Origin of the sequence: Bacillus sp. N5-665 (genome assembly GCF_022637375.2) — a bacterium.
In the GTDB taxonomy this organism is placed as follows: Bacteria; Bacillota; Bacilli; order Bacillales; family Bacillaceae_G; genus Bacillus_A; species Bacillus_A wiedmannii.
In genome coordinates this window covers 5,133,793-5,154,544 of record NZ_CP093325.1, presented here as the reverse complement: position 1 = coordinate 5,154,544, position 20,752 = coordinate 5,133,793, and the positions used below count along the sequence as shown (strand labels likewise).

Sequence of the window (20,752 nt, the reverse complement as noted above, 5' to 3'; positions counted from 1 at the left end):
GTAGAAAAAAGTAAGGAAAGAATTTAGATACCTTACTTTTTTCTGTAACTATAAAGTTATTATTTTCCAAAAAATAAATCAGAAAGACTTAAACGAGATTTTTTGTATGAGTTATTAACGTATTGTTGGGTAATTACATAATAGTAAATAGATTCTTCAAAACTGTTGATAAGTGAGTTCCGAAAATCAATTATTGCTTGTTGCAAATCATTTTCTTCCATAGCAATTATATCCTCAATGGATTGTGAGTGGTATTTATATTCTTTCATAAACTCTTCTTTGGGTAGGAATCCTGATTGTAGTTCTTTAATTTTGATAAAGCGAGTATGTAAAGGTTTATAGTAATTGAGAGTATTAGTAAAGGTATTTAATAAAAATTCTTGACTAAGAAGAAGTGCGTCTAAATTTAAAGACTTATTTAAAGGGTCAATTCCTAATTTTGCAACTTCATATTTAGAGTGTTTATTTAATTTAAAGTATATATTGTTGAGTGAGCTATTATTAATTTCTATTAAGGAATCTAGTATCTCCTCTACTTCCTTTTTTAACGAATTATAAGATTTAAATAATTCTACGGTATTAGAGGGGCGATAGTATTTTATTCTAGAATCCTTCTGCAATTTTCCATTAGAAAAAATATAACTTTCAGAATGAGCTAGTTTCTTGCAAAATTGATCTGTTATCAGGTCAATTTGCCGTTCTAAAGTACTAATGTTTTGTTTGGATTTGTATAAGCAAGTACTTAATGATGCAGAGATTTTTAATTGAGATTTAATAGCTTGTTCATATCTTTCATCATATAATTTTTTTTTTGCTTTTGATGTTAATATTGTTGTTCTAAATAGTATTAATGTAAACGTAGATATAAGAAGTGCTAAACATCCTGTTATAGCATTAATTGCTTTATAATCTAGATGTTTTATTGTATTAGAAATATTATTCCAATGTAAAATCTCATTAATATTTTGTATTAAAGTAGGTTGATAAAATAATAAAATAATAAACCATATTAAAATATTCACAAATGAAATTTGGAACATTGTACTTATAAATGACTTAAGAAAATTGTACCAATGAATAGGGCTAAATGGTTTAGTTTTGTCAACTGAAGTATCTTCCCTATATGCAGATGCATATAGGACTCGCGGAGAGATAAAGTACAAAAGTTTATCTGAAAGATAATATAATTCAGTTATTAATCGTATTACTTTTAGATTTTTGTTTCTAATAAATTTATGATATAGGTATTTCAATACTTTGAACCTGATTCCATGAGTGATAAATTGGAGTACGGCTAAGCTAAGTATAATGATAAAAAATAAAAATATATACTGAAAAATAATACATAGAATAGTGGAGGCAAACACTGATTTAATAACGATAAATGCAGAAAAAATTAACTTAATGAGAAATGAGATTATAAAAAATAAACTATTTTTTATTATTTCCATAACGGTTATCTCCTTTGTAGAAAATGAATATTTGGTATAATTAATCGTTTTTATCCAGAAACAGTACTGGTTGATGCCTCAAATTACGGACAAAGAACTGTCTCAATAATATTATTTAATAGTAATCCAGTAAAAAAAGAAATTGCAGATTGATAATTATTTTGATGAATTGAATAGATATTTTGTGAAAAAAACTATACTAGTTTTAAAACAGAAAAACACTGTACTAATTGTTAAATAGTACAGTGTTTTATGAAGAAATTTTTTATACTTTGAGCTAACAAAAATGTTATACAAGTATGAAAAAATTACTACTATGTCTAAATTAGTTACGGATTAAGTAATCAAATGCACCTAAAGCTGCGTTTGCACCTGAACCCATAGAGATGATGATTTGTTTGTACGGATTATTTGTACAGTCACCTGCAGCAAACACTCCTGGTACGTTTGTAGCGCCGTGCTTGTCTGTTACGATTTCACCGCGAGCGCGTTCAACTGTTTCGCCTAACCAGTCTGTGTTTGGCACAAGACCGATTTGTACGAATACACCTTGTAATTCAACGTGATGAACTTCTTCAGTTTCACGATCGATGTAAGAAATACCGTTTACTTTATCAGTACCAGTGATTTCTTTCGTTTGAACGTTTTTCAGAACAGTTACGTTTGGTAAGCTGTTAAGACGCTCTTGTAATACAGCATCAGCTTTTAATTCTGGCATGAATTCAAGAACAGTTACGTGCTTAACGATACCTGCTAAGTCGATAGCTGCTTCAATACCAGAGTTACCTCCGCCGATAACTGCTACGTCTTTTCCGATGAATAATGGACCGTCACAGTGTGGGCAGTATGCTACACCTTTATTTTTGAACTCAGCTTCACCTGGTACGCCAACGTTACGCCAGCGAGCACCTGTTGAAACGATTACGCTTTTACTTTTCAGAATAGCGCCGTTTTCAAGTTCCACTTCAATAAGTTCTTTTTTCTCTAAACGTTTCGCACGTTGTAGATTCATTACATCGATGTCGTATTCTTTTACGTGCTCTTCAAGGCTTGCTACTAGCTTAGGACCTTCAGTGCGTTTTACGCTGATGAAGTTCTCAATGCCCATAGTATCCATTACTTGACCACCGAAGCGCTCAGCAACGATACCAGTGCGGATGCCTTTACGTGCTGCATAAATTGCTGCACTTGCACCAGCAGGGCCGCCACCAACAACAAGAACATCGTATGGATCTTTATCAGAAAGCTCTGATGCATCTGGACCGTTACCCATTTTAGCTAAAATTTCTTCAAGTGTCATACGACCGCTTCCGAAAGATTCGCCGTTTAGGAAAACTGTTGGTACTGCCATGATGTCTTTGCTTTCTACTTCCTCTTTGAATGCAGCGCCATCAATCATAGTATGTGTAATACCAGAGTTTAGAACGCTCATTACGTTAAGAGCTTGTACAACATCAGGACAGTTATGACAACTTAAGCTGATATAAGATTCAAAATGATATTCGCCTTGAATGTTTTTAATTTGATCGATTAATTTTTGTTCAACTTTTGGAGCGCGTCCACTTACTTGTAGTAAAGCTAACACTAATGAAGTAAATTCGTGTCCTAATGGAATACCAGCGAATACGACACCAGTGTCTTCACCAGGGCGATTTACGCTAAAGCTTGGTGTTCTCTCTAATTCAACTTTTTCTACTGTAATCTTAGATGACATAGTAGCTAATTCGTCTACTAGAGCTAACATATCTTTAGATACGTCGTCGTCTCCAGCGCTTACTTTAAGTAAAATATCGTTCTCCATTAACTGAAGGTATTGGGATAGTTGTGTTTTTATATCTGCATCTAGTATCATTTTGATCGAACTCCTTAGATTTTGCCTACAAGGTCAAGGCTTGGTTTAAGTGTTGCAGAACCCTCTTGCCATTTAGCTGGGCAAACTTCACCTGGGTTGTTACGTACGTATTGAGCTGCTTTAATTTTGTTAACAAGAATGCTTGCGTCACGGCCGATACCGTCAGCATTGATTTCCATAGATTGGATAACGCCGTCTGGATCGATGATGAATGTACCACGAGCAGCAAGACCTTCTTCTTCCATTAAAACGTTGAAGTTTGTAGTGATTGTGCGAGTTGGGTCACCAATCATAATGTATTCGATTTTGCCGATAGTTTCTGAGCTATCATGCCATGCTTTGTGAGTGAAGTGAGTGTCTGTAGATACAGAGTATACTTCAACGCCTAAGTCTTTAAGAGCTGCGTATTGGTTTTGTAAGTCTTCAAGTTCAGTTGGGCAAACGAATGTGAAGTCAGCTGGGTAGAAACAAACTACACTCCATTTTCCTTTTAAACTTTCGTCAGTAACTTGGATAAATTCTCCATTATGGTAAGCATTAGCTTTAAACGGTTTTACTTCTGTGCCGATTAATAACATATTAAAATTCCTCCTAAATGTTGGTTTTGAGCATCAAAAAATAGTGTGCTCATAAAATATATTTTTTAATTAACTATAATAATTCTAATTCGATATTAATTATCATATAGAAGTGGTTATTTTGTCAAGAGAATAAACCAACTTTATATCAATTTAATTAATATTAATTCTCAATTAAGGTTGTTAGAGAATTAAAAGGTAGTTTTCATGTAATCGATTTTCAATGAGTATATAAAAGAGTAGTGTGTATGTTAGAGACATGGTGTAAGTATAAATTGTTAGGAAGAGAATACTTCTTAGAAGTTGTGGAGTTGAAAAGGATTGCTTATTTCTATTTTACAAAGAATTGTGTGATAAATAAAATAAAATGAATTAAAATCTTTTTGAACAATTTTTGTCATCTCAAATATATAATTAGGAAGCATATTGCAATGATATAGAAACATTGACTCAAGGTGCTAACAAGATATAATAAAATCTAGATATACCTTTCAAAAAGAAGATATAATATAGGATGAAAAAATTTCACCCTATTATTTTTTACGACCTTTAGAAAACGCTTACAATTAGTGTGGAGGGGAAACCATGTCTAAGTTCACAAAGTATTTTTTAATGGAAGCTAACGATGTAATTGTATATGTGAAAGAGAAATTATGTAAGTTTGAGGATGCAAAGGGGTTACAGTGTAAAGAAATAGGCGATGGTAATTTAAATTATGTATTCCGCGTTTGGGATGAACAGAAGAATATTTCTGTCATTGTAAAGCAAGCTGGGCATACAGCACGCATTTCAGATGAGTTTAAGTTGTCGACGAATCGTATTCGTATAGAATCAGATGTTTTACAGTTAGAGGAGGAGTTAGCACCTGGGCTTGTTCCAAAGGTATATTTGTTTGATAGTGTGATGAATTGTTGCGTAATGGAAGATTTATCGGACCATACAATATTACGTACAGCACTTATAAATCATCAAATGTTTCCAAAGCTTGCGGATGATGTAACGACCTTTTTGGTAAACACACTCTTATTAACATCAGATGTTGTAATGAATCATAAAGAGAAGAAGGAACTTGTGAAAAATTATATAAATCCTGAGTTATGTGAAATTACAGAAGACCTCGTCTACGCTGAGCCATTTACAAATCATAATAAGCGTAACGAGTTATTTCCGTTAAATGAAGGATGGATTAGAGAGCATATTTATAGTGATAAAGGGCTTCGTATGGAAGTAGCAAAACTTAAGTTTGCTTTTATGACGAATGCACAGGCGCTTATTCATGGTGATCTGCATACGGGTTCTGTTTTTGTGAAAAATGATTCTACGAAGATTATTGATCCTGAGTTTGCCTTTTATGGACCAATGGGATATGACGTTGGGAATGTAATGGCGAATTTAATGTTTGCTTGGGTGAATGCAGATGCGACTATGAAGCCTGGGGCTGAGAAAGATGCGTATATGGGTTGGCTACAATCGACAATGGTAGAGGTAATTGATTTATTTAAGAAGAAGTTTTTAGATGCTTGGAATATTCATGTGACCGAGATCATGGCGAAGGAAGAAGGCTTTAACGAAGTATATTTACAATCTGTATTAGAAGATACGGCTGCAGTGACGGGCCTTGAGTTAATTCGTCGTATTGTTGGGCTAGCGAAAGTGAAAGATATTACTTGTATTGAGAATGAGGAAACACGTGCTAGAGCGGAACGCATTTGTCTTCAAGTAGCGAAGAAGTTTATTTTACGAGCGAATCAATATAAAACAGGCACAAGCTTTGTAGAAACGTTAAAAGAACAGTCAATGCACTATGCGAAGTAAGGGGAGAAGATGATGGAAGAACAATTAATACCCATTCAGTGGAAAGATAATGCTTTAGTTTTATTAGATCAAACATTACTACCGAATGAAGTTGTCTATGAATCTTTCAAGACAGCTGAAAGTGTGTGGGATGCCATTCAAGTAATGAAAGTAAGAGGAGCACCAGCGATTGGTGTTTCAGCAGCGTATGGTGTGTATTTAGGAACAAAGGAAGTTATTCAAAGTAAGATGGAAGACTTTATAGAGGAAGTCAAAAAGGTATGTGCATATTTGGCAACATCAAGGCCAACAGCAGTAAACTTATTTTGGGCACTTGAAAGAATGGAAGCGGTAGCGACAGAGAACTCACATTTATCAATCGTCCAGTTGAAAGATAGATTACTAGAAGAGGCAAAAGAGATTCATAGAGAAGATGAAGAAATTAACCGTCAAATCGGAGAACATGCATTAACATTATTCCATGATGGAATGGGAGTATTAACACATTGTAATGCTGGTGCGTTAGCGACGACTAAGTATGGGACTGCGACAGCTCCAATGTACTTAGCGAAAGAAAAAGGATGGGACTTAAAAATCTTTTCGGATGAAACACGTCCTAGATTACAAGGTTCAACGTTAACAGCATTAGAACTACAACGAGCGGGGATTGATGTTACTGTCATTACGGATAATATGGCAGCTATGGTCATGTCACAAGGGAAGATTGATGCGGTAATCGTTGGGTGCGACCGTGTGGCAGCAAACGGTGATGTAGCAAATAAAATTGGGACATTAGGCGTATCTATTTTAGCAAAATACTACAACATTCCGTTTTATGTAGCAGCACCAACACCGACAATCGACTTAAAAACACCGACAGGAAAAGAAATTCCAATCGAGGAAAGAGATGCTTCTGAAGTGATTAATCGCTTCGGACAATATTCTGCTCCGAAAGAAAGTAAAGTATATAATCCGGCATTTGATGTCACACCACATGAAAATGTAACAGCGATTATTACGGAAAAAGGGATTGTAAAAGCGCCGTTTACGGAGAATTTAAAAAAGCTATTTCAATAAGTAGATAGATTTAAAAAGTCAGTCATCATAAGCTTCATACTTAGGGGGATGTATATGTTATTACAAAAAGAAAGAGAAGAAATTGTAGCGTATGGAAAGAAAATGATTTCTAGCGGTTTAACAAAGGGGACAGGCGGCAATATTAGTATTTTCAATCGCGAGCAAGCTCTTGTTGCAATTAGCCCAAGTGGTTTAGAGTATTATGAAACAAAACCTGAAGATGTAGTTATATTAAACTTAGATGGTGAAGTGGTAGAGGGAGAGAGAAAGCCATCAAGCGAGTTAGACATGCACCTTATTTATTATAGAAATCGTGAAGATATAAATGCGCTTGTGCATACACATTCACCTTATGCGAAGACAATTGCATCATTAGGATGGGAACTTCCTGCAGTATCGTATTTAATCGCTTTCGCAGGCCCGAATGTACGCTGTGCACCGTATGAAACATTTGGTACGAAGCAATTAGCAGATGCTGCTTTTGAAGGCATGATTGATCGTCGTGCCGTTTTACTTGAGAACCACGGTTTAATTGCAGGTGCAAATAACATAAAAATGGCATTTACTGTTGCGGAAGAAATCGAGTTTTGTGCGCAAATTTACTATCAAACAAAAAGCGTCGGAGAGCCGAAGCTATTGCCAGAAGATGAGATGGCGAATTTGGCTAAGAAGTTTGAAGGGTATGGGCAGCAGTAGAATGAAATAAAAACCCCCTCAAGAAAAAATCTTGAGGGGGTTTCTTTACGCCTTCTTAAGCAACAAATACATAAAGTAAGGAGCACCAATTAAAGCAACGACAATACCTGCTGGGATGCCATTAGGTTCAACGATGTTTCGGCCAATTGTATCTGCTAATAGCAATAGCCATCCGCCGATTAAAAGGGCGATAGGCATGAAAATTTGATGTCTTGGACCTACTAAAGATTTCGCGATATGAGGAGCCATTAGTCCGATAAAACTAATTCCTCCTGTTACGGAAACAGCTGCAGCAGCAAGCGCAACGGCTGCAACTAATAAGTATCTGCGTTCTTTTTCAATTTCAATTCCAACACCGATTGCGACTGGCTCGTTTAATGCTAGAATGTTTAATCGATTTGCTTTATAGAAAACGAACGGAATTAATACGATTAACCATGGGAGCATTGCTAAAACGAAGACCCAGTCATCTCCCCAAATGTTTCCGGCAATCCACTTGGCGATAAAGTCCACTTTCATACGATCAGCGGATGAAATAAGGACAATCATCATTCCAGATAGTGCAAATGAAAAACCAATACCAGTTAATGTTAGTCGGATTGGCTGAAGCCCAGTTGATTTGCTATATGAAAATACGTAGATTAGAACAGCTGTAAGAAAAGCCCCGATAAATCCAACGACTGGTAGTAAGTAAAGAAATGAACCTACATCTATTGGAAAGTATAAAAAGAAAATAGCAACAGCAACACCGGCCCCAGAGTTGATTCCGAGAATACCAGGTTCAGCTAAATCATTTCGAGTAATTCCTTGGAAGATAGCCCCTGATAAAGCGAGAGCCATACCAGCTAATAATGTAATAACAATTCTAGGTAGTCTTAAAGAGTATAAAACAAACTCCTCTTTAAAAGTCCCTTGTCCCATTAATGTTGGGAGTAGTCGATCATAAGATAAAGATGCTGAACCAAGTCCCATTCCAACTACAATGGTGGTGATGGTCAGTATTAGTAAAGCGAGTATAATAAGACGTTGTTTTCTTAGAATAGATTGCATCATGAGAATGTTTTTCCTCCTTTACGTACAACGAATAGGAAGAATGGCAGCCCTACAATTGCGACAATAGCGGCAACTGGTGTTTCATATGGAGCGTTAATAGTACGTCCGATTGTATCTGCAAGTAGCATAAAGGAAGCTCCAGCAATTGCTGACATCGGTATAACAAATCGGTAATCTGGACCGACAATTGGGCGTACCATGTGAGGTACCATTAAACCGATAAATGCCATATTTCCGACAAGCGCTACAGAAGCACCAGCAAGTAAGATAATAATGATAAATAGAATGGTTTTAATAACAATAATTTTTTGACCTAGTCCAATAGCCACTTCTTCACTGAAACTAAGAACTGTCAATTTTTTTGCTAGTAAGATAGCGATAAAGATACTAATTGAAATGACTGGAATAATAATTTTCAATTGGCTCCAAGTAGTTCCAATTACGCCCCCAGCAGTCCAAAGTGATACATCTTGTGAAATTTTGAAGTAAATACCGACTCCTTCTGAAATTGCGAGTAGAAATGCTGAAACGGCAGCACCGGCTAATACAATTCGAAGAGGGGACAGCCCGCCTTTTTTCACCATACCAATTCCAAATACCATAATTGCGCCAATTGCAGCACCGATAAAGCAAGCAAATGTTAAGTAAAGATAGCTGATGGAAGGATTGAAAGCAAGTGTCAGTGCAAGCGCAGCATTTGCTCCACCAGATAGCCCTAATAATCCAGGATCTGCAAGTGGATTTCGTGTTAATCCTTGCATAATTGCTCCAGAAACAGCTAGGCCCGCTCCTACAAAAATAGCAGCAACTTCACGTGGCAAACGTATTTCGCGAATAATAGATATTTTGTCCCCTTTAGCGGAGGAAGTAAGTGCTAACCATACGTCTTTTATTGAAGTATCTGCAGCACCTAATACCATTGCCACCATAAAAATAAGAAAGAATGCAATTATGCTCAAAATTAGTTTGTATGTAAAAGCTATAGAACGTGGATTGTCGTGATCTTTTGTCATTCGTTTCACATCTTTTCTGTTCATAGAATAAAGGAAGAGGAATTCTTAAATTAAGAATTCCTCATGTTTGTATTATTTACCAAGAAAGTTCTTCTTGAAGAAGTCTAGTTGGAAGTCTAATGTAAGTGGATCATTGAAATAGAATTCCATCATGTTTGCTTCGTATACGCGATTATTTTTTACTGCTGGGATGTTTTTATATGATTCTGTCTCTTGGAATGAGTTATCAGTATCTTTGTTTTTACTTACGATTAAGTAATCACCAGCAAATTCAGGTAATACTTCAGTAGATAATGCGTAGTAACCTTCTTTTAATGCTTTTTCTTTTACTTTTTCAGGCATTTTTAATTTCATTTCTTGGTACAGAATTTCTGTTCCACGGCCCCAGTTTTCGCCGTATACATAAAGCTGTTTGTTGAAGTTTTCTACAACAGAAACTGTTGCATCTTCACCAATTTTTGCTTTAATTTCTTTACCAGCGTCTTGTGCACGTTTCTTGAAGTCATCAACCCAAGTTTTTGCTTCTTTTTCTTTGTTTAATAACTTACCGATTTCTAAATGCTGTGTTAAGTAATCAACTTTTCCGTAAGTGTACGTTACAGTAGGAGCGATCTTCTTTAACTTATCAACATTTTTAATATTTGATAAACCAATGATTAAATCTGGATTTAGTTCAGCGATTTTTTCAACGTTTTCATCTGATACTTCAGCAGCATCTTTAAGTTTGCTATCAAAGCGTGGGTTTTGTTTAGACCATGAATCTACCCCAACAAGATTTACATCTAATGACATTACGTTACCAGCGAATGATGATAAAACAACAACGCGTTTTGGATTTGCAGGAACTTCTACTTTACCATTTTCAGATTGGTATGTAATTGTTTCTGATTTACTACCTTTTGCATCGTTCTTTTTGTCTGTAGAGCCATTACTACAAGCGCTCATAACAAGAACGAAAAGAACTGTTAGTGAAATAAATAACTTTTTCATTGTCTTTCTCCTTTAACATAGATGATATGTGTATATAATAATTTGTTTAACTGCAATCTTTTTGAAAGAGTAGTGGTAATGCAAAATGCTTATTAAAAATCTTGAATATGAGATACTACAATATAGTATTAACCATATTAATAAAAGAAGATGTAATCTCAAATTTGCTAATTATTAACAAATTGATAATGATTATCACTATTGATTCTTTAAATAATATAATTTTATATAGGTGTATTGTCAATAGTAATTTTGATTGTAAATTTTGCGGAAACAGGTTATATTTTATTGAGAATGATAATCAACGACTAGTAGCTGAGGAGTGACACGAATGAATCAAGAAGAATTGTTTGATGTAACTGTGATAGGCGGAGGACCTGCAGGGCTTTATTCAGCTTTTTATAGTGGACTCAGAGAGATGAAAACGAAAATAATAGAATTTCAACCACAGTTAGGTGGAAAAATACATGTTTATCCAGAGAAGATGATATGGGATGTAGGAGGGCTGCTGCCAGTTACAGGTGATAAACTAATTGAACAACTTGTACAGCAAGGGCTAACATTTAAGCCAGAAGTGGTATTAAATACAAAAGTAGAATCGATTATTCGTAACGAAGATGGCACTTTTACGTTAAAAGCGAGCACTGGAGAAGAACATTTTTCAAAAACAGTTATCGTCGCAACTGGAAGTGGTATATTGAAACCTCAAAAGTTATCAATTGAAGGTGCTGAGCGATTTGAAGTATCTAATTTAAATTATACAGTGAAATCTTTAAAGCGTTTCAAAGGTAAGACGGTCATTATTTCCGGCGGAGGAAATTCTGCTGTTGATTGGGCAAATGAATTAGAACCAATTGCGAAAAAAGTGTATGTAACATATAGAAAAGAAGAATTATCTGGTCATGAAGCACAAGTAAAACAACTGCTGAACAGCTCGGCGGAGTGTTTCTTTAATACATCGATTACAAAACTCATTGCTGGTGATAATCATGAAGCGATCGAATATGTAGAATTAACGAATCATGAAACAAGTGAAATTTCACATTTACCTATTGATGAAGTGATTATTAACCATGGATATGAACGTGACATTACGTTATTAGAAAATAGTGAGTTAGACGTTGCAATTATAGATAATTATTATATTGCAGGTAATGCGAATAGTGAGTCCTCTGTAGATGGATTATATGCTGCGGGAGATATTTTAAAGCACGAAGGGAAATTACACTTAATCGCGGGAGCATTCCAAGATGCTGGAAATGCTGTAAATAAAGCGAAACAATTTATTCAACCAGATGCAAGTGAGTACGGAATGGTTTCTTCGCATAATGAAGTATTTAAGAAGAGAAATCGTGAATTGATCAAGCAGATGATGAAATAATAAAAAAACAAGTATACCCCCATTTACTTCTCTATTCGAGTGATAAGAGAGGTAAATGGGGGTTTTCCTGTTTACTATATTTTCAATCATTATAATGACACCGGTTTCATCAGTTCATGTGATATGAACGTTTTATTTGTAAATCTTCCTAGAAAACAATAAATCTATGTTTTGCTGACGCAGAACAATATTACATTATGCTGTCCCTTTAGCTCGTTCGTTAGGAAATGGCATATTTAATATAGACGCAATATACTGTTTTCCGTGCATTCGAGCTAATGATTCTAATATTTGGCGGACGCGTTTTGTAAGATGTCCTTGTCCCTTTATAGCTTCACAATATGCGTCATAGAAAGCGTATTTAGCCCAAAGGAAATCATCTTGTTGGAATAAAAAATGATTTTTGTACCATTCCCCAATTGTATGGTAACAATTGTTTTCATGTATTACTGAGCTTTGAGAAAGAATACGATTAGATAAAGATGTAGTTAAATGAGAAATTGTGTTTTCAGTTTCAACCTGTAATGTTTTTTCTAACATTGTAATGATGTGACGAGTAGCCATATGTTAACTCTCCTTTGTGTAAATGGGTAATACCATTCTATATTTAAAAAATCCTTACTATATTATTATACAATATATGGAATGCATCCACCTTCTTTTTAAATTGCATTTACAAAATCTTTTTTATTTGTTTACAAAAATAAAGTAAGATACAGTATATATGAAAAAATAATAAAGGAATGAACGCGTTGTATATAACAGTAGAAGAAGCTGCGGAGTATTTGAATTTACCAAAGTCGTATATTGAAGAGCTAATTCAGCAAAAGAAAATTCGTGCATTATTTGATGGAGAGCAATATTTATTAAATAAAGAACAATTCAATACACATTTAGAACAAATGGAGAAATATAAGCAATTAGTGGAAGATATATTGAACGAACCAATTCCAGAAGATATGGATGTTAAAGACGAAGATTAAACTATGGGAGATCCCGTATGAAGATATGCAGAAATGTATCTTCATACGGGATTTTTTATTTCAAGACATCAAAATTTTAAGGAGTCCCCAGGATTTTTCGGGAGTTTGATAGGTAGTAGTCTACCATGTTAAAAGCATATTTTTTTATAGCTAGGACAAACATAGAGAACGTAACCTGTACAGATACATATACTATCAGTGCAAAAGCTTATAAATTAATGGAAGGGGTTTTCTCGTGAGTTTATTTCATTGGGATTTTTTGAAAGACTTAATTGGATCTTATGTAAGAGTAAACAGAGGTGGACCAGAATCTCAAAAAGGAACAATAGTATCATTAGGTGTGGACTACTTCGGATTAGAGAATGAAAAAGGAGAGAACCATTACTACCAGCTTCGCCATCTGAAAAGCATTACCCAAAATACGAAAGATGGTGGAGTAGGTGATTTAGAATGGGTGGAAGAAGACATTGCAGAAGACTTTGAAACGCTACTTCAAAGCTTCAAATACCGCTGGGTGAAAATTAACCGTGGTGGACCAGAGAAAATTGAAGGTATTTTACAAGATGTTTCTGGCGGTTATGTAACATTGATTATTAAAGAAGAAGTTGTGTTAATTGCACTATCTCATATTAAGAGTGTTAATTATAATGCACCGGTAAGTGGAGAGAGTGATGAGAGTAGTGATGAGAGTAGCAATGAGAAAAGTAATGAAAATAGCAATAATTCAAGTCGGGCTCGCGCACTAAGACAATCAAGTAGAGGAAGATAAAACAGAAAGGAGGGTATGAATTTGAAGGATGTATTATGCTGTGATCAAATCAAAGGTTTAGTTGGTGAGAATGTAAAAGTAAATCTTCGTGGACCGGAAAGTCGAGTAGGTGTACTGTCATTGTTAGGAAAAGATTACCTTACACTACAATTACCTCATGGAGAATTAGTGTATTATCAGCTGAAACATGTGAAGAGTCTAGTCAGAAAAGTGAAAGAGGCACAAGGAGAATATGTTTCATGTTTTTATGCGGAAGAAGATACTTTTTTAGATGTATTAAATGACTTGAAGTATAAGTGGGTAAAAATTAATCGTGGCGGTCCAGAATGTGTGGAAGGTTTATTAAGTGATATACATGATGGAAATATTACACTAGTTAACGGTGATGAGGTCATTTATGTGATTAATTCCCATATTAAGAGTGTGAGTCAAATAGTTAAAAACAAAAAGAATGAAGAAGAATAATGTTTAATAAATAAAAGGGGCATTATGATTGAAAGTGAAGAACAATTTCATATTTCTCTGTAATTATTTTTGGATATATGAAAAGGGTTTCTTACTATTAAAAAACAGAACATTGCCCCTGATTATTTTTAGAATAAAAGAAAGGAAAATTGTAATTTCATAGGAAGGAGGATATAGATGAATGAGTTAAACAAAAGTATTGGAGAAAATATATATGTTAAATTAATCGGTGAAAAGAGATTTAAAGGTGTATTAATAGACGTAGGAAATGATATCGTTGTTCTTTACAATGGACAAGACTACGTATATATATCTTTATACCATGTACAATATTATAAATTTTTAAGACCATATGATGAAGAAATATCAAAGCCAGATGTTGATTCTGTAATTAAGAGGGAATCCCCTTCAATTTCTTTGAGGAAAGTATTAAGTACCTCTAAAGGGATTTTTACAGAAATTTATGTAGCTGGAAATGCTCCAATACATGGGTATGTCACAAGTATAATGAACGATTATATTGTTTTTTATAGTCCAGTTTATAAAACAGTATATATATCTTTAAAGCATTTGAAATGGTTAATTCCGTATAAAGAAAATCAAGTCCCGTACGCCCTCAATAAAAATGAACTCCCCGTGAATCCATTAAATATTACGTTAGCTAGAACATTTGAAGAACAGCTTATTAAAATGTCCGGCAAAATCATGGTGTTCGATTTAGGTGAGGAATCTAATAAGATCGGAAAGATGGCAAAGATTGATGAAGGGCATATTGAAATATTAAAAGCACGTGATGCAAAAATGTATGTGAATATTCAACACGTGAAATCTGTCCATTGTCCGTAGACTAGTTGAAAGGGCTGGCTTTTTCTTTTATATGCAGAAGAAAAGGTCGAGCCTATTTGTTTAGCTCGATTTGAATATGAGGGGGAAAATGAATTGAATAGAAATATGTTAGCTTTACCTATGAAGAGCTAATCTTGTGCAAAATTATAAAAAATATGTACGAGCCATTTTTTCATATATTCAATTTGTTTTTTTTTGAGGGAGAACTGTTCAACTAATATATTAAAGGGGTTTTGTTTGTGGAGCAGTTTCCAAATTCGTTATCGATTACATTACTTGGTAGTGCTGGTGGAGCAGCAAAAGCAGTTTTAGCAATTTTAAATCAAGCGATAGTAAATGAAAAAGACACGATTTATGAAACGATAAAGAATGTTACATTTCATTTAGTTGATATAAAACAAAAAGATAGGACTTATTATGATGAGTTGTTTCCAAATTTAAAAAATCAATTGTTTTTATACGAAATCGACCTTCAAGATGTAGTGACATTTAAACAGCATTTAAAAGAAAGTAGTACGAGTGTTGTTATTGATGTTTCAGGGGCAGATACAATCAGAGTATTAAGTTGTTGTAATGAACTTGGAATTTGTTATATTAATTCAGCTTTGGAAAATGAGGCAGTAGATCAGGACGATAGTTTAATCGGCTTTCAGCTTACGGAAAGATATACGAGGTTTGAGAAGGAGAAAGAGAAATTTACAAATACAAAAGCAATTATAGGATCAGGTATGAATCCAGGTGTTGTTCAGTGGATGGTTGTTGAACTTATGAAGGAACGCCCAAATGAAAAGCCAAGAGCATGCTATATAGTAGAACATGATACGTCATTTTTGAATGATACAGCACTAATAAAGCCTCATACACTGTATGCTTCATGGGCAGTAGAGCGATTTCTAGATGAAGCGATATGGAGTTATCCGATGTATATGAGTCATCATCGTCCCCTTTATTTTTATGAAGATGTATATGCTTCAGAGTATAAAGTAAAGTTAGGAGAGAAAGAGTTTTATGGTTGTTTAATGCCACATGAGGAAGTTTTAATTTTAGGGAAAAACTTCAATATGGAAGTTGGGTTTCTTTACCGAATTAACGAGTATACAACAAATGTAATTAGGCAGAATTTAGATAAGGTAGAAGATTTATGGAACTGGAATCGTAAAGTATTTAATCCAGCGGAAGAAGAGATTGCTGGCGAGGATCTAGTTGGTGTATTACTCGTTTATGAAAATAGCGAGACATATATGTATAACGTGATGAATAGCAGTCAAGTTTTTCGTAAATATAAAACGAATGCAACTTACTTTCAAGTAGGATGCGGAATTTATGCTGGTTTGTGTAGTTTACTTTTCGATAACTTTAAACAAGGTGCCTATTATGTAGAGGAATTATTATTAAATACAGAAAGTAAGTATGGAGAATATTTAAATTTATATATGAAGGATTTTGTAGTAGGGGGAAATGATTTTACGGATGGACTGCTACATGATCGGGTAAGATGGATATAAGTTATAGCGAAAAGGGAGGGGGATGGGGATCCCCTTCCTTTTCTTATTGCCCTGAAAGCAATTTCATACTGATAATTTAAGGAGATAATATGTAGAGTGTTTGTATAGAACATGAGGAGTATTTATATGAACAAATTTAAAAGCTTTATCTATGAGGAAAAAGAAGCCTTAAAAGTATTTGAAAGAATTAACGGGTTTGTTAGTGAATTGATGTTATTAGGAAAACCGAAATCAACGAATTATGAATGGTGTAATATACGGGAATCCTTTTATATGTTGTACAGCTAATGGAAAGTTATGCAGCGCGATATAGAGTGAAATTTCATGTGCAAGTAGATGGAAATCTACCTGTTATAAATGGTGATGATAAAAAATTAAAACAAGTGTTATTAAAAATGGAATAGAATCAATGCCAGAAGGTGGAGATATTCATATTCGTGCATATCAAAAAACTGAAAGGCATTTGTGTATTCCTGTTGAAGATCAAGGCTTTGGTATAGAGAAGGTTGGAAAGGCTTTTTACACAACAAAGGAGAATAGTACGGAACGACTTGGATTGATGGTCACATATAAAATTATTAAGGAACATCAAGGAAGTACTGCGATTCCAAGTAGCATGGGAATAGGGAAAAAGTGGAAATTTTTTTACCGACAGCATAATGTGCTAGAGGAAAATATTTTTCAGAAAAGTGTTCTTGTTGTGTAAATATAAACATTTTATAAAATGTTTCAAGAAGGGTTTTTTTTATAAAATACTTCGTTTATAATGGAGGAAAATATCGACATGAGATTTGTTATTCATGTAACGGTTCGGTAGTGTTAGAGAAAGAAGGGGTGCACGCGCATCCTTTTTTCTATGCAGATATTATGAAAGAGGTGGTATGATGGAATTAACATTAAATTCGACTGTATGTTTACACACGATTCAATTTCGAAAAGAGCAAAAGAATTATATTGTAAAAGATACAATTACAGGAGAAAAATATGAAATGCCGCCACTTTGGATTGATGCATTGGCAATGATGCGTGACGGTTTTTTATTAGGGGAAATTGAGGAGAAATTAAAAGAAGAGTATCCAGAAGAAGAAATAAATATGTTAGCATTTACGAGGCAACTGTTAGAGCTAGAGCTTGTTGGAATGGTAGATGGGGAAGAAATAGCTTGTACAAAGAAGAAAGAGAAAGATTATTTAGCTTGGTTACGTCCTCGTGTTGAGCAATTCTTTCTTAGTTTAAATAAAAAAAATAGAAGCAAAGGTCAATGATGATCTTTGCTTTTTTGTATAGTTTGTTTAAAAAATTACAGCGAATGCTCTTGCAAAAGCACCGTCGCTATCTTTAATTTTTAAAGGTGCCGCTGAGAAAAAGAAACGTTTCGTGTGAATGGCATCTAAGTTTGTTAAGTTTTCAATTAAATAAATATTATTCCCAAGTAGTATGTGATGAATTGGTGATGTTTCTGTCGTTACCTCATCAGGAGAAATGAAATCTAGGCCGACCGATTTTACTTTTAATTGAACTAATTCCTCGGCTAATTCTTCAGAAAGATAAAAAGCTTCTTGCTCATACGCCTCTGTATTCCATTTAGTAGATAGATTGGAATGGAAAATAACAATATCTCCTTCTTTTATGTCAGCGTTGTGTAATACTTCTTTAGGTAGTTTTCGTTCTTGTACATGAGTTACATCAATAAGAACAGCTTCGCCTACAAATTGATCTAGGGGTAATTGATCAATAGTCGTTGCGCCTGAAATGAAATGAGCAGGAGCATCACAATGCGTGCCAACATGAACGACAGAATGAAAATCTGTAACTTGATAGCCTGTCTCTTCAACGCTTGTAATGGCTCCTAAATTGATTTTTGGTGTTCCAGGGAATTGAGACATATTGTTTTCAAATGTTTGTGATAGGTCAATTACTTTCATTTTAAATACCTCCAATATATGTTTTGAAATATAAAAAACTCACCTTTCATAATCAAGAAAGATGAGTTTTGCACACAATAGTTACGTTTTATCTTTCAAAATGCAATGCATTTTGCAGGAATTAGCACCTATTCAGTTTATATAAACTGAGGTTGCTGGGCTTCAAAGGGCCGGTCCCTCTGCCTCTCTTGATAAAGACATATTAAGTTTTCATTTCTGAATATTCACTACTTTTAAATTGTAATTCATTTCCTTTTTTCGTGCAATACAAAATAGGTATTCACCCAAATAAAGTTGCTCGCATATTGTAGCTTATGTAAATAGAATGCTGCGAAGGAGTGAGTGCAGTGACAGGGAATGTATTGAATTATTACGCTGGTGGAAATACAGCTAGAGGATTTCATAATTTATACGACGAGAATTTAAAAGGGCTAAACAGGTTATTTATTTTAAAGGGTGGTCCTGGAACCGGGAAATCTTCTTTAATCAAAGCAATAGGTCGTGAGTGGGTTGAAAAAGGATATGATATTGAATTTTTACACTGTTCTTCTGATAATAAATCGGTTGATGGTGTAATTATCCCGAAGTTAAAAGTAGGAATTGTTGATGGAACATCACCGCATGTTATTGAGCCGAAAATGCCAGGAGTTGTCGAAGAGTATATTAATTTAGGGGTTGCTTGGGAATCAAATAAATTAAGAAAGCAGAAGGTGGAAATTGAACGATTTGTTTCAGAAGCAAGCAAGGCTTTTCAAACTGCTTACGCTTGTTTTAACGAGGCACTAGTTATACATGATGAGTGGGAGAAAATATATATTAATAATATTGATTTTAATAAAGCAAATGAACTAACCGATCAGCTGATTCAGAAGTTATTTACAGATAAAGGCGGGAAACAATCGCTTGTGAAACATCGGTTTTTAGGGGCAGCTACACCGAAAGGAGCAGTTGATTTTGTTCCTAATTTAACAGAGGGATTACCACATCGTTATTTTATAAAAGGACGCCCAGGCTCTGGGAAATCAACAATGCTTAAAAAATTAGCTAAGGCAGCAGAAGAAAAAGGATTTGAAGTTGAAGTATATCATTGTGGATTTGATCCAAATAGTCTTGATATGGTTATCGTAAGAGAATTAGGGTTTGCAATTTTTGATAGCACCGCACCACATGAATATTTTCCGAGCCGCGAAGGTGATGAAATTATAGATATGTATGCCTTAATTGTGACACCAGGAACAGATGAGAAGTATGCGAAAGAAATTCGTGACGTGTCGATTCAATATAAAGCAAAAATGAATGAGGCGATGTCTTTCTTGGCGAAAGCGAAATCAGTTCGTGATAAATTAGAAAGAATTTATATTGCTGCTATGGATTTTTCAAAAGTAGACGCATATAAAGAGGAGATTCAAAAAGAGTTTGAACGAATTGCGGTTAGTGTAACAGAAAAGAACAAGTAAAAAATAAGGAACTTTGGTAGGCTGTCGGGAATTTTCTGACAGCTATTTTAGTATGTAGTAAACTTAGTAGTATATTTGTCGAATTTCCAAGGAAATAATCAAAAAATGAAGAGGGTATGAAATGAGAGAGAAAATTAGGTTGGAGTTAGCAAGAATTGAACAAGAGAATGATGTGAAAATTTTATTTGCAGTGGAATCAGGGAGTCGTGCTTGGGGATTTCCATCGAAAGATAGTGATTATGATGTTAGATTCGTTTATATGCACCCGGTCGAATGGTATTTATCAATTCATGATAAACGAGATGTAATTGAGTATCCGATTAGTGATGATTTAGATATAAGCGGATGGGATATTAAAAAAGCGTTACAATTATTCGCAAAGTCAAACCCAGCTTTACTCGAATGGATTCGATCACCGATTTTTTATTCGAAAAACTCTCATTTTCCAGAACAACTTCAGCAAATGAGTGATAAGCACTTTGATCCAAAAGCAACGATATATCATTACTTACATATGGCTTCAAAAAATTATCGTGAATTTTTGCAAGGTGAGAATGTAAAGTTGAAAAAGTACTTTTATGTATTACGTCCTATTTTAGCTTGTAAGTGGTTAGAGGAGAAAGAGACTTTACCACCTGTAGAATTCGATCGATTGATTACAGAGTTATCATTAGAACGCAGTGTATTAGATGAAATTGAACAGTTGTTAATAAAGAAAAAGGCAGGTACTGAATTAGATGTTGGATTAAAAATTGAGGTGTTGAATCAATTTTTAGAAGAACAAATTCATTACTACCAGCAATATGTAAAAGGAATTGAAAAGGGATCAGGGATCGATATTGAGAGTTTAAATACATTGTTTCGGGATATGTTGTTTGCAGTATATGAAAAAGAGCACAAGTGAGTTTGTGCTCTTT

Annotated in this window: 20 protein-coding genes, 1 pseudogene and 1 riboswitch; of the genes and pseudogenes, 13 read left to right on the top strand and 8 right to left on the bottom strand. The window is 34.4% G+C overall.

The window, feature by feature from the left end:
• Positions 1-59 precede the first annotated feature (59 nt).
• The 3 genes from MNO09_RS29000 to ahpC all read right to left on the bottom strand — a co-directional run bounded on the left by MNO09_RS29000 (position 60) and on the right by ahpC (position 3,881).
• Positions 60-1,451, bottom strand: coding sequence for a hypothetical protein (locus tag MNO09_RS29000; protein ID WP_000402621.1), 1,392 nt, complete (start codon positions 1,449-1,451; stop codon positions 60-62).
• A 325-nt stretch (positions 1,452-1,776) separates the two neighbouring features.
• Entirely contained in the window at positions 1,777-3,303 is a 1,527-nt protein-coding gene (ahpF, locus tag MNO09_RS28995; protein ID WP_000599491.1) for an alkyl hydroperoxide reductase subunit F, read from the bottom strand.
• Positions 3,304-3,317: 14 nt separating this feature from the next.
• Positions 3,318-3,881, bottom strand: coding sequence for an alkyl hydroperoxide reductase subunit C (gene ahpC / locus MNO09_RS28990; protein ID WP_000924417.1), 564 nt, complete (start codon positions 3,879-3,881; stop codon positions 3,318-3,320).
• A 585-nt stretch (positions 3,882-4,466) separates the two neighbouring features.
• Between ahpC and mtnK the strand changes: the two genes are divergently transcribed.
• Genes mtnK through MNO09_RS28975 form a run of 3 tightly spaced genes read left to right on the top strand, consistent with a single transcriptional unit; the run spans position 4,467 to position 7,448 of the window.
• The gene (mtnK, locus tag MNO09_RS28985; protein WP_000033244.1) at positions 4,467-5,696 is read left to right on the top strand and encodes an S-methyl-5-thioribose kinase; all 1,230 of its coding nucleotides are present in this window, start codon (positions 4,467-4,469) and stop codon (positions 5,694-5,696) included.
• A 12-nt stretch (positions 5,697-5,708) separates the two neighbouring features.
• Positions 5,709-6,752: an S-methyl-5-thioribose-1-phosphate isomerase gene (gene mtnA, locus MNO09_RS28980; protein WP_000392502.1), complete on the top strand. Its 1,044-nt coding sequence runs from the start codon at positions 5,709-5,711 to the stop codon at positions 6,750-6,752.
• 54 nt (positions 6,753-6,806) lie between these two features.
• Entirely contained in the window at positions 6,807-7,448 is a 642-nt protein-coding gene (locus MNO09_RS28975) for an L-fuculose-phosphate aldolase (RefSeq protein ID WP_000926542.1), read from the top strand.
• A 45-nt stretch (positions 7,449-7,493) separates the two neighbouring features.
• Here MNO09_RS28975 and MNO09_RS28970 read toward each other — a convergent pair whose 3' ends face one another.
• The 3 genes from MNO09_RS28970 to MNO09_RS28960 are packed head-to-tail and all read right to left on the bottom strand — an operon-like array spanning position 7,494 to position 10,504.
• Positions 7,494-8,501: a FecCD family ABC transporter permease gene (locus tag MNO09_RS28970; protein WP_000983741.1), complete on the bottom strand. Its 1,008-nt coding sequence runs from the start codon at positions 8,499-8,501 to the stop codon at positions 7,494-7,496.
• Complete coding sequence (locus MNO09_RS28965) at positions 8,498-9,538, bottom strand: FecCD family ABC transporter permease (protein ID WP_002096896.1); 1,041 nt, start codon at positions 9,536-9,538, stop codon at positions 8,498-8,500. Before MNO09_RS28965 ends, MNO09_RS28970 begins: the two co-directional genes overlap by 4 nt.
• 48 nt (positions 9,539-9,586) lie before the next feature.
• Positions 9,587-10,504: an iron-hydroxamate ABC transporter substrate-binding protein gene (locus tag MNO09_RS28960; RefSeq protein ID WP_000732567.1), complete on the bottom strand. Its 918-nt coding sequence runs from the start codon at positions 10,502-10,504 to the stop codon at positions 9,587-9,589.
• A 331-nt stretch (positions 10,505-10,835) separates the two neighbouring features.
• Here MNO09_RS28960 and MNO09_RS28955 point away from each other — a divergent pair, with 331 nt between their 5' ends.
• Entirely contained in the window at positions 10,836-11,885 is a 1,050-nt protein-coding gene (locus MNO09_RS28955) for an NAD(P)/FAD-dependent oxidoreductase (RefSeq protein ID WP_001070939.1), read from the top strand.
• Between the two features lie 195 nt (positions 11,886-12,080).
• On the opposite strand, the gene MNO09_RS28950 is transcribed toward MNO09_RS28955, so the two are convergent.
• Entirely contained in the window at positions 12,081-12,449 is a 369-nt protein-coding gene (locus MNO09_RS28950; protein ID WP_000235484.1) for a hypothetical protein, read from the bottom strand.
• Positions 12,450-12,628: 179 nt separating this feature from the next.
• Here MNO09_RS28950 and MNO09_RS28945 point away from each other — a divergent pair, with 179 nt between their 5' ends.
• The 7 genes and pseudogenes from MNO09_RS28945 (at position 12,629) to MNO09_RS28915 (ending at position 17,718) form a co-directional block, all read left to right on the top strand.
• Positions 12,629-12,868: a helix-turn-helix domain-containing protein gene (locus tag MNO09_RS28945; protein ID WP_002006755.1), complete on the top strand. Its 240-nt coding sequence runs from the start codon at positions 12,629-12,631 to the stop codon at positions 12,866-12,868.
• 235 nt (positions 12,869-13,103) lie between these two features.
• Positions 13,104-13,637, top strand: a complete 534-nt coding sequence (locus tag MNO09_RS28940) for an LSm family protein (protein WP_000051645.1) — start codon at positions 13,104-13,106, stop codon at positions 13,635-13,637.
• 21 nt (positions 13,638-13,658) lie between these two features.
• The gene (locus MNO09_RS28935; protein ID WP_088106797.1) at positions 13,659-14,102 is read left to right on the top strand and encodes a spore coat protein; all 444 of its coding nucleotides are present in this window, start codon (positions 13,659-13,661) and stop codon (positions 14,100-14,102) included.
• Positions 14,103-14,279: 177 nt separating this feature from the next.
• Positions 14,280-14,948 (top strand): YwrJ family protein, encoded by a 669-nt coding sequence (locus MNO09_RS28930; protein WP_001004276.1) that lies wholly within the window; start codon positions 14,280-14,282, stop codon positions 14,946-14,948.
• 239 nt (positions 14,949-15,187) lie between these two features.
• Entirely contained in the window at positions 15,188-16,453 is a 1,266-nt protein-coding gene (locus tag MNO09_RS28925; RefSeq protein WP_070169373.1) for an S-adenosylmethionine decarboxylase related protein, read from the top strand.
• Positions 16,454-16,621: 168 nt separating this feature from the next.
• Positions 16,622-17,113, top strand: a pseudogene (locus MNO09_RS28920) (ATP-binding protein); the annotation flags it as partial.
• A 224-nt stretch (positions 17,114-17,337) separates the two neighbouring features.
• Positions 17,338-17,718 (top strand): hypothetical protein, encoded by a 381-nt coding sequence (locus tag MNO09_RS28915; RefSeq protein ID WP_000424112.1) that lies wholly within the window; start codon positions 17,338-17,340, stop codon positions 17,716-17,718.
• Positions 17,719-17,745: 27 nt separating this feature from the next.
• Here the strand turns inward: MNO09_RS28915 and MNO09_RS28910 are convergent, their stop codons facing one another.
• The gene (locus MNO09_RS28910) at positions 17,746-18,378 is read right to left on the bottom strand and encodes a cyclase family protein (RefSeq protein WP_000862971.1); all 633 of its coding nucleotides are present in this window, start codon (positions 18,376-18,378) and stop codon (positions 17,746-17,748) included.
• A gap of 85 nt (positions 18,379-18,463) precedes the next feature.
• Positions 18,464-18,576: riboswitch (SAM riboswitch) on the bottom strand.
• 149 nt (positions 18,577-18,725) lie between these two features.
• On the opposite strand from MNO09_RS28910, the gene MNO09_RS28905 reads away from it, so the two are divergent.
• Positions 18,726-19,835, top strand: coding sequence for a PRK06851 family protein (locus MNO09_RS28905; RefSeq protein WP_088106798.1), 1,110 nt, complete (start codon positions 18,726-18,728; stop codon positions 19,833-19,835).
• Between the two features lie 121 nt (positions 19,836-19,956).
• Positions 19,957-20,739, top strand: a complete 783-nt coding sequence (locus MNO09_RS28900; protein ID WP_001208298.1) for a nucleotidyltransferase domain-containing protein — start codon at positions 19,957-19,959, stop codon at positions 20,737-20,739.
• Positions 20,740-20,752: the final 13 nt, after the last annotated feature.